14 protein-coding genes are annotated in these 12,855 nt (G+C 70.0%); 4 read left to right on the forward strand and 10 right to left on the reverse strand.

The features are described from left to right. Nucleotides 1-29: 29 nt before the first annotated feature. The 7 genes from N553_RS0118035 to N553_RS0118065 all read right to left on the reverse strand — a co-directional run bounded on the left by N553_RS0118035 (nucleotide 30) and on the right by N553_RS0118065 (nucleotide 7,372). Complete coding sequence (locus N553_RS0118035) at nucleotides 30-1,139, reverse strand: branched-chain amino acid aminotransferase (protein ID WP_028047693.1); 1,110 nt, start codon at nucleotides 1,137-1,139, stop codon at nucleotides 30-32. 94 nt (nucleotides 1,140-1,233) lie between these two features. Next, nucleotides 1,234-2,298, reverse strand: a complete 1,065-nt coding sequence (locus N553_RS0118040; protein ID WP_028047694.1) for a 3-isopropylmalate dehydrogenase — start codon at nucleotides 2,296-2,298, stop codon at nucleotides 1,234-1,236. Between the two features lie 58 nt (nucleotides 2,299-2,356). Further along, the gene (locus N553_RS0118045) at nucleotides 2,357-2,905 is read right to left on the reverse strand and encodes an ASCH domain-containing protein (RefSeq protein ID WP_028047695.1); all 549 of its coding nucleotides are present in this window, start codon (nucleotides 2,903-2,905) and stop codon (nucleotides 2,357-2,359) included. Between the two features lie 146 nt (nucleotides 2,906-3,051). Continuing rightward, nucleotides 3,052-4,080, reverse strand: a complete 1,029-nt coding sequence (gene ilvC / locus N553_RS0118050; RefSeq protein ID WP_028047696.1) for a ketol-acid reductoisomerase — start codon at nucleotides 4,078-4,080, stop codon at nucleotides 3,052-3,054. Between the two features lie 45 nt (nucleotides 4,081-4,125). Continuing rightward, nucleotides 4,126-4,650: an acetolactate synthase small subunit gene (gene ilvN / locus N553_RS0118055; protein WP_028047697.1), complete on the reverse strand. Its 525-nt coding sequence runs from the start codon at nucleotides 4,648-4,650 to the stop codon at nucleotides 4,126-4,128. Nucleotides 4,651-4,653: 3 nt separating this feature from the next. Beyond that, the gene (locus tag N553_RS0118060; RefSeq protein WP_028047698.1) at nucleotides 4,654-6,522 is read right to left on the reverse strand and encodes an acetolactate synthase large subunit; all 1,869 of its coding nucleotides are present in this window, start codon (nucleotides 6,520-6,522) and stop codon (nucleotides 4,654-4,656) included. A gap of 280 nt (nucleotides 6,523-6,802) precedes the next feature. Continuing rightward, the gene (locus N553_RS0118065; protein ID WP_028047699.1) at nucleotides 6,803-7,372 is read right to left on the reverse strand and encodes a pyridoxamine 5'-phosphate oxidase family protein; all 570 of its coding nucleotides are present in this window, start codon (nucleotides 7,370-7,372) and stop codon (nucleotides 6,803-6,805) included. Nucleotides 7,373-7,455: 83 nt separating this feature from the next. Between N553_RS0118065 and N553_RS0118070 the strand changes: the two genes are divergently transcribed. From N553_RS0118070 to N553_RS0118080, 3 genes are read left to right on the forward strand one after another with little or no spacing between them, the layout of a single operon-like run. After that, a complete protein-coding gene (locus N553_RS0118070; protein ID WP_231505314.1) occupies nucleotides 7,456-7,773 on the forward strand; it encodes a winged helix-turn-helix domain-containing protein in 318 nt (105 codons plus the stop codon). Beyond that, nucleotides 7,773-8,057: a hypothetical protein gene (locus tag N553_RS0118075; protein ID WP_028047701.1), complete on the forward strand. Its 285-nt coding sequence runs from the start codon at nucleotides 7,773-7,775 to the stop codon at nucleotides 8,055-8,057. The genes N553_RS0118070 and N553_RS0118075 overlap by 1 nt, the downstream gene beginning before the upstream one ends. Further along, entirely contained in the window at nucleotides 8,054-9,007 is a 954-nt protein-coding gene (locus N553_RS0118080) for an NAD(P)-dependent alcohol dehydrogenase (protein ID WP_197030128.1), read from the forward strand. The genes N553_RS0118075 and N553_RS0118080 overlap by 4 nt, the downstream gene beginning before the upstream one ends. An 11-nt stretch (nucleotides 9,008-9,018) precedes the next feature. On the opposite strand, the gene N553_RS0118085 is transcribed toward N553_RS0118080, so the two are convergent. Both N553_RS0118085 and N553_RS23535 read right to left on the reverse strand, forming a co-directional pair. Then, nucleotides 9,019-9,756, reverse strand: coding sequence for a DUF2306 domain-containing protein (locus tag N553_RS0118085; protein ID WP_028047703.1), 738 nt, complete (start codon nucleotides 9,754-9,756; stop codon nucleotides 9,019-9,021). 27 nt (nucleotides 9,757-9,783) lie between these two features. Continuing rightward, nucleotides 9,784-11,487 carry an alpha-glucosidase gene (locus tag N553_RS23535; protein ID WP_051640332.1) on the reverse strand — a complete coding sequence of 568 codons (1,704 nt, stop codon included), beginning with the start codon at nucleotides 11,485-11,487 and terminating at the stop codon, nucleotides 9,784-9,786. Between the two features lie 59 nt (nucleotides 11,488-11,546). On the opposite strand from N553_RS23535, the gene N553_RS0118095 reads away from it, so the two are divergent. Then, the gene (locus tag N553_RS0118095) at nucleotides 11,547-12,050 is read left to right on the forward strand and encodes a hypothetical protein (protein ID WP_028047704.1); all 504 of its coding nucleotides are present in this window, start codon (nucleotides 11,547-11,549) and stop codon (nucleotides 12,048-12,050) included. Between the two features lie 48 nt (nucleotides 12,051-12,098). On the opposite strand, the gene N553_RS0118100 is transcribed toward N553_RS0118095, so the two are convergent. Continuing rightward, nucleotides 12,099-12,782 (reverse strand): hypothetical protein, encoded by a 684-nt coding sequence (locus N553_RS0118100; protein WP_156043900.1) that lies wholly within the window; start codon nucleotides 12,780-12,782, stop codon nucleotides 12,099-12,101. Nucleotides 12,783-12,855: the final 73 nt, after the last annotated feature.

Below are 12,855 nucleotides of genomic sequence, written 5' to 3' on the forward strand. Positions count from 1 at the left end.
GGGGTGACCGGCCGTTCGGGCCTGTGCTGCTACGCGAGCCGGTGCAGCCAACCGTGCCGGTCCGCCGCGCGGCCGTACTGGATGTCCGTGAGCTCGGCCCGGATCCTCGTCGTGACCGGACCGGCCGTGCCGTCGCCCACCGTGAGGTCGAAGCCCACGCCGGCGAGCCTGCCGATCGGGGTCATCACCGCTGCGGTCCCGCAGGCGAACACCTCGCTGATCGACCCGTCGGCGAGGCCGGTCTTCAGCTCGGCCAGCGTGATCGGTCGCTCTTCTACCGCGTTGCCGGCGTCCGTCAGCAGCCGCAGCACCGACGAGCGCGTCACACCTTCGAGGATGGACCCGGAGATCGGTGGCGTCGCGACAATGCCGTCCGCGTACACGACGCAGACGTTCATGCCCCCGAGCTCCTCGAGGTACGTGTTGGTCGACGCGTCGAGGAAGCAGACCTGCTCGAAGCCCTTGTCGTAGGCCTCCTGCTGCGGGAGCAGGCTCGCGGCGTAGTTGCCTCCGCACTTGGCGTCACCCGTGCCGCCCGCGCCCGCACGGTGGTAGTCCTCGGCCACCCAGATGGACACGGGCCGCACACCGCCCGCGAAGTACGGACCGACCGGCGAGGCGATGACCAGGAACTCCGCCTCGAGCGAGGGCCGCACGCCCAGGAACGTCTCGGACGCGTACATGAAGGGGCGCAGGTAGAGGCTCGTCTCCTCACCTCCGGGCACCCACGCGACGTCCGTCGAGACCAGCGCCTGGATCGCACCCAGGAAGTCCGACTCGGAGAGCTGGGGCAGAGCGAGCCGGTGCGCGGACTTGGCGAACCGTGCGGCGTTGGCCTGCGGGCGGAACGTCCAGACCGAGCCGTCGGGGTGCTTGTACGCCTTGAGACCCTCGAAGATCTCCTGGCCGTAGTGCAGGACGGCCGCCGCCGGGTCCAGCAGCAGCGGTCCGTACTTCTCGACGCGCCGGTTGCTCCAGCCGGTCTCCTGGGACCAGGAGATCCGTGCCATGTGATCGGTGAACACGGTGCCGAACTTCGGCGCGGCGAGGGCAGCCTCGCGCTCCGCGTCGGGGACGGGCGTCTCGGTTCGGGTGACCTCGAAGAGATCGGCGGAGGTGGGGTGTGCGGTGGTGCTCATGTCGGGGGGCCTTTCACCAGAGTCGGAAACGACGGTACCGGTGAGGACGGCCGGGTGGACAGACGACAGCCTCGCCGTCGTCGTCGGGAAGGAGTCAGCCCGCGATGCGCGCGGCGAGGTCCTTGCCCACCTCGGCCGTCGACCGTACTCGCTCACGAGCGCCACGGTCCCTGATGTCGTCGGCCACGGCCTTCTCGACGGACGCGGCGGCGGCCGCGAGACCAAGGTGCTCGAGCAGCAGCGCGACCGAGAGCACCGTGGCGGTCGGGTCGGCCTTGCCCTGGCCGGCGATGTCCGGGGCCGAGCCGTGCACGGGCTCGAACATGCTCGGAGCCGTGCGGTCCGGGTTGATGTTGGCCGACGCGGCCAGGCCGATGCCGCCCGTGATCGCCGCGGCCAGGTCCGTGAGGATGTCGCCGAACAGGTTGTCGGTCACGATCACGTCGAACCGCGACGGGTTGGTGACCAGGAAGATCGTCGCAGCGTCCACGTGCAGGTAGTCGACGGTCACGTCGGGGAACTCCGCGTTCACGGCCTCGACGGTGCGGCGCCACAGGTGTCCGGCGTGCACGAGCACGTTGTGCTTGTGCACGAGCGTCAGCTTCTTGCGCGGGCGTGCCGCGGCGCGTGCGAACGCGTCACGCACCACACGCTCCACGCCGAACGCGGTGTTCACGCTCACCTCGTTGGCCACCTCGTGCGGTGTGCCGACGCGGATGGCGCCGCCGTTGCCCACGTACGGGCCCTCGGTTCCCTCGCGCACGACGACGAAGTCGATCTCGCCCGGGTTCCCGAGCGGTGACGCGACGCCCGGGTACAGGCGGCTCGGGCGCAGGTTCACGTAGTGGTCCAGGGCGAAGCGGAGCCTCAGCAGCAACCCACGCTCGAGCACACCCGACGGCACGCTCGGGTCGCCGATGGCGCCCAGCAGGATCGCGTCGTGCGTGCGGATCGCGTCGAGGTCGGTGTCCGTCAGCGTCTCGCCGGTCGCATGCCAGCGCCGCGCACCCAGGTCGAAGCTCGTGGTCGACACGGTGACCTGGCTGCCACCGAGCGCGGCGTCGAGTGCCAGGAGTCCCTGCTCCACGACCTCCGTGCCGATGCCGTCGCCTGCGACGACGGCGAGGTTGATGTGCTGGGCAGCGGCGGTGTCGACCATGTCTCGACCCTAGCCCCCGTCCCACCGCTCGGGACGGGCGTCTCAGAGTCTGAGTCGACTAGTCGACGGCGGGCGTCGGTCCGCTCGTCGGGTAGATGATCTCGAACCGCTCCAGGACGACCTCCGACGCAGGCGTGAACGCGTCACCGAGTGCCGCGGTGAACGACGCCTCGTGCTCTGCCACCCAGGCTTCGTGCGACGCCTCGGCGGCACCCTCGGCGGCCACGTGCTCCTCGGACACCTGGTCGAACGGGACGACCTGGACCTCGGTGGTGCGCAGCACCGCCTTCGGCTCACCGGCTGCGTCCGTCACGATCGACAGGTCCCCCACGCGCGGCACCTCGAGCCCGGCGGAGGTCAGCTGCGCCAGGACCGTCGCCGTGCTCGTCTTCGCGCCGGCGAGCACCCGGGCCAGGAGGGCCTCGGCCTCAGGACCGTTGCCGTACGACCACGACGGCGGCGGCACCACGTCGTCCGGCGTACCGCCCATGACGGCATCCATCTTGCCGAGACCGACGTGACCACGGGCGGCCTGCCAGAACGCCGAGATCCGCAGGTCCTCGACCTCTCCGGCCCCAGCCTGCGTCGGTGTCTGCTCGTCCGTCATCGTCGTCCCTCCGTCGTCGGTACGCCCACGGTTGCGCACGCCAGTGCCGACCCTACCTACCGGCGCGACCCGTCACCGCGCGGCCCACGGACGACGAACGGCACCGCAGGCCGAAGCCTGCGGTGCCGTTCGTGGTGAGGACAGCGTCAGCGCGCCGCGGAACCCTCGACGTAGTCGGTCTCCGACGGCTTCACCCAGGCGAACAGCTTGCGGAGCTCGCGGCCCACGGGCTCGATCGGGTGGTTCTGGCCCTTCTCGCGCAGGGCCTTGAACTCGGGAGCGCCGGCGTCCTGGTCGTTGATGAACCGCTCGGCGAACGCGCCGGACTGGATGTCGGCGAGGACGGCCTGCATGTTCGCCTTGACGTCCGGCGTGATGACGCGCGGGCCGGACACGTAGTCGCCGTACTCGGCGGTGTCGGACACGGACCAGCGCTGCTTGGTGATGCCGCCCTCGAAGATGAGGTCGACGATCAGCTTGAGCTCGTGCAGGACCTCGAAGTACGCGACCTCGGGCTGGTAGCCGGCCTCGGTCAAGGTCTCGAACCCGTACTGGATCAGCTGCGAGACGCCGCCGCACAGGACGGCCTGCTCACCGAACAGGTCGGTCTCGGTCTCCTCGGTGAACGTCGTCTTGATACCGGCGGCGCGCAGGCCACCGATCGCCTTGGCGTAGGACAGTGCCAGCGACCAGGCGGCGCCGGACGCGTCCTGCTCGACGGCGACGATGACCGGCACGCCGCGACCGTCGACGTACTCGCGGCGGACCAGGTGACCGGGGCCCTTGGGCGCGACCATGAGGACGTCGAGGCCGGCCGCCGGCTTGATGTACCCGAAGCGGATGTTGAAGCCGTGACCGAAGACCAGCGCGGCGCCGTCCTTCAGGTTGGGCTCGATCTCCTCGCGGTAGACGATGCGCTGGACCTGGTCGGGCGCCAGGATGACGACGACGTCGGCCTCGCGGACGGCGTCGGCGACGGAAGCGACCTTGAGGCCCTGGTTCTCGGCCTTGGCGCGGGACGCCGAGCCCTCGCGCAGGCCGACGGTCACGTCGACGCCGGAGTCGCGCAGGTTGAGGCTGTGCGCGTGCCCCTGGCTGCCGTAGCCGATGACGGCGACCTTCTTGTTGGCGATGATCGACAGGTCGGCATCGTCGTCGTAGAACAGCTCGGCCACGGTGGAATCTCCTCGGTGTAAAGGGTTGTGCTGACGGGGAAAAGCTCAGGCGGAGCGGTTGACCCGCTCGAGGGCGCGATCGGTGATGGAGCGCGAGCCGCGCCCGATCGCCACGGTGCCGGACTGCACGATCTCGCGGATCCCGAAGGGCTCCAGTGCGGCGAGCAGGGCGTCGAGCTTGCCCGGCCCGCCTGTCGCCTCGATGACGACGGTGTCGGGCACCACGTCGACGACGTGCGCGCGGAACAGCTGGACGACCTCGAGGACGCTGGTGCGCTGCGCGGTGTCGGCCTTGACCTTGACGAGCAGCAGCTCACGCTGGACGGAGGCCGCGTCCTCGAGCTCGACGATCTTGATGACGTTGATCAGCTTGTTGAGCTGCTTGGTCACCTGCTCGAGCGGGAGAGCGTCGACGTCGACGACGACCGTGATGCGCGAGATCTCGTCGTGCTCGGTGGGACCGACCGCGAGCGAGTGGATGTTGAACGAACGCCGCGCGAACAGGCCGGCGACGCGCGTGAGCACGCCGGGCTTGTTCTCGACGAGAACCGACAGGGTGTGGCGGGACATGGCTCAGTCCTCCCGGTCCCACGCGGGGCTGATCCCACGTGCGTACTGGATCTGGTCGTTGCTGACGCCCGCAGCGACCATCGGCCACACCATCGCGTCACGCGACACCGTGAAGTCGATGACCACGGGCTGGTCGTTGATCTCGAGGGCCCGCTTGATCGTCGAGTCGACGTCCGCCGCGGTCTCGCAGCGCAGGCCGGCGCAGCCGTAGGCGTCGGCCATCTTGACGAAGTCCGGCACCCGCACGGTGCCGTGGCCCGTGTTCAGGTCGGTGTTGGAGTAGCGGGACTCGTAGAACAGGGTCTGCCACTGCCGCACCATGCCGAGCGACGAGTTGTTGATGATCGCGACCTTGATCGGGATGTCGTTGATCGTGCAGGTGGCGAGCTCCTGGTTGGTCATCTGGAAGCAGCCGTCACCGTCGATCGCCCACACGGTGCGTGACGGGTCGCCCACCTTGGCGCCCATCGCCGCCGGCACGGCGTAGCCCATCGTGCCCAGTCCCCCGGAGTTCAGCCAGGAGTTGGGGCGCTGGTACTTGATGAACTGCGCGGCCCACATCTGGTGCTGACCGACACCCGCGGCGAAGATCGACTCCGGCCCGGACAGCTCGCCGATGCGCGAGATGACGTACTGCGGCGACAGGTGGCCGTCCTGCGGCTCGTCGTAGCCGAGCGGGAACGTCTCGCGCCACTCGTCGAGCTGGCGCCACCAGCCCTCGAGGTCGGGCTTGCCGTGCTGGACGTGCTCGCGGGCGAGCTCCGGCAGCAGGTCGGCCATGACCTCCTTGAGGTCTCCGACGATCGGCACGTCGACCGTGCGGTTCTTGCCGATCTCGGCCGGGTCGATGTCCGCGTGCACGATCGTCGCGTTGGGCGCGAAGCTCGAGAGCAGCCCGGTCACGCGGTCGTCGAACCGCGCGCCGAGCGCCACGATCAGGTCGGCCTTCTGCAGCGCCGCGACGGCCGGGACCGTTCCGTGCATGCCAGGCATGCCGAGGTTCTGCGGGTGCGAGTCCGGCAGGGCGCCGCGAGCCATGAGCGTGGTGACCACGGGCGCGCCGGCTGCCTCGGCGAGCGCCTTGAGCTGCGCAGAGGCTCCGGCGCGGATCACACCACCGCCCACGTAGAACACCGGCTTGCGTGACGTGGCGATCAGGCGCGCGGCCTCGCGGATCTGCTTGGCGTGCGGCTTGGTCACCGGGTGGTAGCCGGGCAGGTTCAGGTCCTGCGGCCAGGAGAACGTGGTGTTTGCCTGCATGGCCGACTTGGCGATGTCGACGAGGACCGGGCCGGGGCGACCGGTCGAGGCGATGTGGAACGCCTCGGCGATCACGCGGGGGATGTCATCAGGGTTGGTGACCAGGTAGTTGTGCTTGGTCACGGGCAGCGTGATGCCGACGATGTCGGCCTCCTGGAACGCGTCCGTCCCGATGAGCGACGCACCGACCTGCCCGGTGATCGCCACGAGCGGCACGGAGTCCATGTGCGCGTCCGCGATCGGGGTCACGAGGTTCGTCGCACCGGGCCCCGACGTCGCCATGCAGACGCCGACCCGACCGGTCGCCGCGGCGTAGCCGGCGGCAGCATGGCCACCGCCCTGCTCGTGGCGCACGAGGATGTGGCGCAGGCGGGTGGAGTCCATCAGCGGGTCGTAGGTGGGCAGGATCGCGCCGCCCGGGATGCCGAAGACGACCTCGGCACCTGCCTCCTCGAGCGAGCGGACGATCGACTTCGCACCGGTGACCTGCTCCGGACCGATCGCAGTCGTCGCGGCGGCGGGTACGCGCGAGCTGCTCACGGAGGTCGTCACGCTGGCGGTCGGGGCATGCGCGGGCGTGCGCGGCGGTGCCGGGTGTGGACCCTGGACCATCGATGTCTCCCTGGGGTGGTGCTGCTCAGTCGTACTGACAACTGCGTGCTGACAACTGCGGGCCGAACACAGAAAAGCCCCTCGAGCCACGGAACGGGCTGGACGAGGGGCGAGCGCGCTGACGAGGCCTGGACGGGAGGCTTCAGCCGGCGCGCTCAGGAAGTACTACGAGACGAGTGTTGTGCACGACGTCGACAGTACGCCCAGGTTTCGTCCGTGTCACGCCACCACCCACGCGTCTCACATCGTGGTTCACGTGATCAGTAGGCGGACGCTGCTCTTATGCCTCGGAGGCCTCCGGGTCCATGTCGAACGCCGGCAGCCCGTCGATGCTCGATCGGTTCTTCAGCCGTCGATACTCGACCTGACCGTCGACGCCCTTGCGCTCCATGTACGGAGGCAGCAGGTCACGCTCCCCCTCCAAACTCATGAGCGGGACCCCGTACCCGCACGAGTCGGAGACGCGCTCGACGTCGACGACGATCACGGCGCGAGCGCCCGCGGTCGGCGGGAAGAGCGCCGACAGTTCGTCGAAGCCCTCGTCGTAGAGCGTCACGAACCGGCCACGCCCGTGCAGCCGGACGATGTTGGGCGGGCCTTGGAACGCGCAGAACATGAGGGTGATGCGGCCGTTGTCCCGCAGGTGAGCGATCGTCTCGGCACCGCTGGCCGTGATGTCGAGGTAGGCCACCGAGTGCTCGTCCAGGACCGCGAACGTGCCGGCGATGCCCTTGGGTGAGACGTTGACGTGACCGTCCGGACCGCTGGGCGCCGTCGCGACGAAGAACATCGGCTGCGCCTCGATGAACGCCCGCAGGCGACCGTCGATCTGCTCGTGCACCTTTCCCACGTCAACCCCTTCTCTCTTGCGTCGAGCCTACTTGTCGGTGCTACCTTTCATGTGTCAGCTTTTTCTTACACATATGGATGGCGATGAGGGAACCGACCGGCGACGAGCTCGTCGCGATGCTCGCGGCGCTGGCCAACCCGTTGCGGCTCCGGATCGTCGCGCAGCTGGCCGGAGGGCGGGACTACGTCAGCCACCTGGCACGCGAGATCGGGATCAGCCGGCCGCTTCTGCACATGCACCTGCAACGGCTCGAGGCCGCCGGGCTCGTCGTCGGGACGCTCGAGCTCTCCGGCGACGGCAAGGCGATGAAGTACTTCGATGTCGCCGATCTCGACCTGCACCTGTCTGCCCCGGTCATCGCCGAGGCGGTCCGCACGCTCACCACCAAGGAGATCCCCTGATGTTCGCCACCACGCTTGACCTGTCGACGTGGCCGAGCGCGATCTTCGCCCTGGGCGTGCTCACGCTCGTCGTGCTCCTCCTCCTCGCACTCATCAGCGGCGCCCAGGAGCTCCGCAAGGCGAAGCTCCGCGGGGCCGACGCCGAGGAGCTGCGGCAGCTCGTCCAGCGGTACGAGCAGCTGGCGACGACCACCCTCGACGCCCAGCAGCGCACCGCCGCGGACGTCTCCGAGCTGCGGTCGCGCACCTCGTCCATCGAGCAGATCCTGAGGTCGGTCGAATGAGCGCCACCATGCGTGCCGCCGTCAGCGAGCGCTACCACTCCGTCGCCGTCCGCGACGTCCCCAAGCCCGCACCCGCAGAGGGCCAGGTCCTGGTCCGCGTCCACGCGGCGGGCGTCAACCCGTACGACTGGCACTTCCTGAGGGGCGAGCCGCGCATCATGCGGCTCCAGCTCGGGTTCCGGGGGCCCAGGCTGCTCGTCCGCGGGACCGACCTCGCGGGCGTCGTCGAGTCGGCAGGCAGCAGGTTCGCCGTCGGCGACCGCGTGTACGGACAGGTCGAGGGCGCGTTCGCCGACTACGTCGCCGCTCCCGAGGAGCTTCTTGCCCCGATGCCCACGAACCTGACGTTCGAGCAGGCCGCTACCGTGCCGTTGGCCGCGACGACCGCCTGGCAGGGGCTCGACGGCGTCCAGCCGGGTCAGCGGGTGCTGATCCATGGCGCCTCCGGGGGCGTGGGCACCTTCGCGGTGCAGATCGCCGTCGCACTCGGCGCCGAGGTGACGGGCGTGTGCAGCACACGCAACCTCGAGCTCGTGCTCTCGCTGGGCGCCACGCGCGCGATCGACTACACGACCACCGACGTGGTGCGCGAACCCGGGCGGTACGACGTGGTCCTCGACCTGGGTGGGCGACGCGGACCCGCGCTGCGCAAGGTGCTGGCGCCGGGCGGGTCGCTCCTGCTGTCCAGCGGCGAGGGCGGTCGGTGGATCGGTCCGCTCGGCCGGATCATCGGTGCGTTGGCGCTCGGCTGGATCGGGAAGGGCACGGTGCGGGCACTCGTCGAGAAGCCGTCCCGCGCCGCGCTGGCCCCGATCACAGCATGGATCGAGGACGGTGCGGTGCGTCCCGTGGTCGATCGGATCTATCCGGGGCTGAGGGATGCGGCGGAGGCGATCGAGCGCGTCGAGAAGGGCCACACGGCGGGCAAGGTCGGGCTCACGGTCATCTGAGGCGCCCCGACTCACCCGACCGCACGGGCCGGATCGACGAGGCGGAACGACGGCAGTCCCCGGCGTCGGATGAGCCACTCCGCGACCACGAGGTTGACCAGCCAGCACAGGAACGGGACGGCGTTGTAGGCGTTCTCGAAGGCAGCCTCGAACGACCCACCCGGGTCCTGGGAGAACGGCACCTGCACCGCGGTGAGCGAGATCGTCAGGAGGCGGAGCGTCACCGCGGCGTACGAGAGCGCGAAGTTGCGGATCATCCACGACTGGTGAGCGTGCACGTCGCCGGACCGGATCGCCCGGTAGGCGCGCCCGCCCGTCCACAGCCAGAGCACGCCGAGCGTCCCGAACCCGAAGAACCCGACCATGCCCGCGGTGTTGAACGGGGCGATGACGAGCGACGCGAGCGCGCCCGCCGCGACCGACAGCAGGTACGTACGCCCGAGGATCCGGTGCAGCCGGCGTCGACCGTTGCGCAGCCGCGCGGAGAACTGCCACGGCCCGACCAGCAGGGCGACCGAGGCGGCAGCGATGTGCACGTACAGCGCGGCCTGCACGAACGCCGCCTGGTCGGCGTACCCCGAGGCCAGCCCGGTCCCCTGCTCGGCCAGGTCAGCCAGCGACGCCATGAAGTAGGGCATCGCGGAGAACGCGATGATGCCCAGCGAGGTCAGGACAACCGCGAGCCAGCCCACCCCGGTGCGGCGCACTGCGGTGAGCTGAGGGGCCGGAGGTGCTGCCGTCGTGGTCATGCAGTCGACGCTAGAGAGCGCAGACCGTCAGAGTCTGTCGGGCGGGCCCACGTGGGAGGACGGTGGGAGGCCCACGCGTCGGTAGACGCGCGACTCCCATGGCCGCAGCGTCGCCGCCGGTGCGGCGTAGTTCGACAGGATGAGCTCGCCCGGGTCGTCGTCGAGGCGCACGTCCTGCACCTCACCGGAGAAGTTGCCGAGGACCGTGAGCGACACGTCGTCCAGCGACCGCGTGAACGCGTACACGTGCTCGTGGTCGGGCAGCAGCATCGTGAAGTCGCCCAGCGCGACCACGGGATCCTCGTGGCGCAACGCGATCAGGCGACGGTAGTGGTGGAAGACGGAGCTCTCGTCGGCCCGTTCCGCCGCAGCGTTGACGATGCGGTAGTTCTCGTTGACCTCGATCCACGGCTCTCCGGTGGTGAACCCGCCGTGCGGACCGGCGTCCCACTGCATCGGGGTGCGCGCGTTGTCGCGGCCCCTCTCCGCGATGCCGGCCATGGAGCCTGCCGCCGCCACGTGGCGCAGCGTCTCGATGTCCCGGTACTGCTCGAGCCTGGTGAAGTGCGCGTTCGTCATCCCGAGCTCCTCGCCCTGGTAGACGTACGGCGTGCCGCGGTGCAGGTGCAGGACGGTCGCCAGCATCGTCGCGGACTCCCGTCGGAAGTGGCCGTCGTCGCCGAACCGCGACACGACCCGCGGCTGGTCGTGGTTGTCCCAGTAGAGGCTGTTCCACCCCACGTCCGCCAAACCGGACTGCCAACGCCCGAACGACGCCTTGAGGTCCGCCAGCCGCAGCGGCCGCACGTCAAACTTCCCGCCGGGACCCTGGTCGAGGCCGACGTGCTCGAACTGGAAGACCATGTCGACCTCCGCACGGGCAGGGTCGGTGAACTCGCGTGCCTGCTCGATGGTGACCCCGGGCATCTCGCCGACCGTCAGGAGCCGGTCAGGGCGGCCCGCGAACACCGCGCTGTGCATCTCGGCGAGGAACTCGTGGATCCGCGGACCGCAGATGTAGGAGGCCGAACCATCGGCCCATACGCCGTCGTGCACCGGTCCGTCCGGCAGCGTCGTGTCCTTGGAGATCACGTTGATGACATCCATCCGGAAGCCGTCGACCCCGCGGTCCAGCCACCAGCGCATCATCGCGTAGACAGCCTGCCGGACCTCCTCGTTCTCCCAGTTGAGATCCGGCTGCTTCCTGCTGAACAGGTGCAGGTAGTACTCGCCGCTCGCCTCGTCGAGCTCCCACACGGTGCCGGAGAAGAACGAGCCCCAGTTCGTGGGCTCCGCCCCGGGCGTCCCTGCGTCCATGCCCGCTCGTGGTGGGCGCCACCAGTACCAGTCACGCTTCGGGCTCGTCGGGTCGCGGGACTCCTGGAACCACGGGTGCTCGTCGGAGGTGTGGTTCACCACGAGGTCCATGAGCAGCTTCATGCCTCGCTCGTGCAGTGCGGAGATCAGCTCGTCGAGGTCCTCGAGCGTGCCGAACATCGGGTCGACCGCCTGGTAGTCGCTGATGTCGTACCCGTTGTCGTCCTGCGGGGACGCGTACACCGGCGAGAGCCACACGACGTCCACGCCGAGCTCGACGAGGTGGTCGAGGTGCTGCAGCACGCCCCGCAGGTCACCGATGCCGTCGCCGTCGGAGTCGGCGAACGACCTCGGGTACACCTGGTAGACGACGGCACGGGTCCACCACGGCGCATCCTCGACGGTCCAGCCCACGGCCCCATCGTCGCGCCGGTGGTGCGGGCCCGCCTCCGGAGGCGCCCTATCGTGGCGCCATGACCGACGAGACTCAGGACTTCATCGCCGACGAGGCGGCACCCGGACGGCTCCGCGGACTAGGCGTGGTGCTGCTCGTGGCGATGGTCGCAGCGGCCGTCCTGGTGCTCTCGACACCCCGGTCGGGCACGGTCCAGGCCGTCTTCACGGTCCTTGCCCTGCTGCTCGGCGGATCGGTCGGCGTCGTGCTCCTGGTCTGCCGGATCACGGTCACGGTGGGCCAGGACGCCGTCTCGGTCGCCTTCTGGCCGGTCTACCGCCAGCAGCTCGCGGTCGGCGATCTCGTGTCGGTCCGCGACATGGAGCGCGTGACGCCCAGCATGTTCGGCGGCAGCGGACTTCGACGCGCGTCCGGCAACCGCGTCGCGCTCCTGTTCCGTGCCGGCCCTGCGACCGAGATCACCACGAGCACCGGTCGCGTCTACACGGTCGTGGTGCACGACAGCGAGGCGTTGACCGCGGCCGTCACGCGGCTGATCGAGCACGGCACGATGCGCGGTTGACGGCCCACCGCCGCCCACGCCCGAGGCGCCGGTCGTGGGTTGAGTAGCTCAGGGAATCGGCGTCACGGTCCACGTGCCGTTGGTGGCGATCGCGAGGGCACCCGGCATGGCCACGTCGACGACCTCGGTGAACGCCTGCGTGTCACCGAAGAGCTGGGGTGGGCCGGCGGACACGGTCCCGAAGCTGCGACCGGAGAACTTGTCCCCCGGTCCGGCCGGCGTCCAGGAGACCTGCGCAGTGGTGGCTGTGTCCGCGATCCGCAGCACCGCCGAGCCGGAGCCCGACTGAGGGCCGGAGACGACGGGCAGGTCGTTCCAGCTCTCGAACCGGAGCGTCCAGGAGCCTGCGGCCTGGAGCCAGACCGACTGGTTCGGATCGCTCGACCTGATGGGGTCCATCAGGTAGGAACCCGTCAGCGGCCCTTCGGCGCTGCCGAATGCGGACCGCCGGCCCGGTGCCGTCAACGCCGTGGGCCCCGTGCAGGCGCTGCAGTCAAGGGTGACGACCACCGCGAGCTCGCCGTTGCGCAGGTAGGTCACCGCTACGTCGCCGGAGCCCTGCACCTGCGCGGGCACACCGTCGCCTACCTGGCCCGCGTCGAGCTGCTGTGCTGGCGCGACGGTCGGTCCCGCGAGGGGGTCGACCGTCGCGGTCGGGGACGGCGACGGGGTGGCGGAAGGCGTTGGGGTAGCGGACGGCGCCTGGGTGGTGCGCGCCGTCGACGTGCTCACCGGCGCCGGTCCGGATCCGCACGCCGCGAGCGCCAGCACGCCCGCCGCCGCAACCGCCGCCGACCGTCGAACC

Origin of the sequence: Cellulomonas sp. URHE0023, assembly GCF_000688475.1 — a bacterium.
Taxonomy (GTDB): domain Bacteria; phylum Actinomycetota; class Actinomycetes; order Actinomycetales; family Cellulomonadaceae; genus Cellulomonas.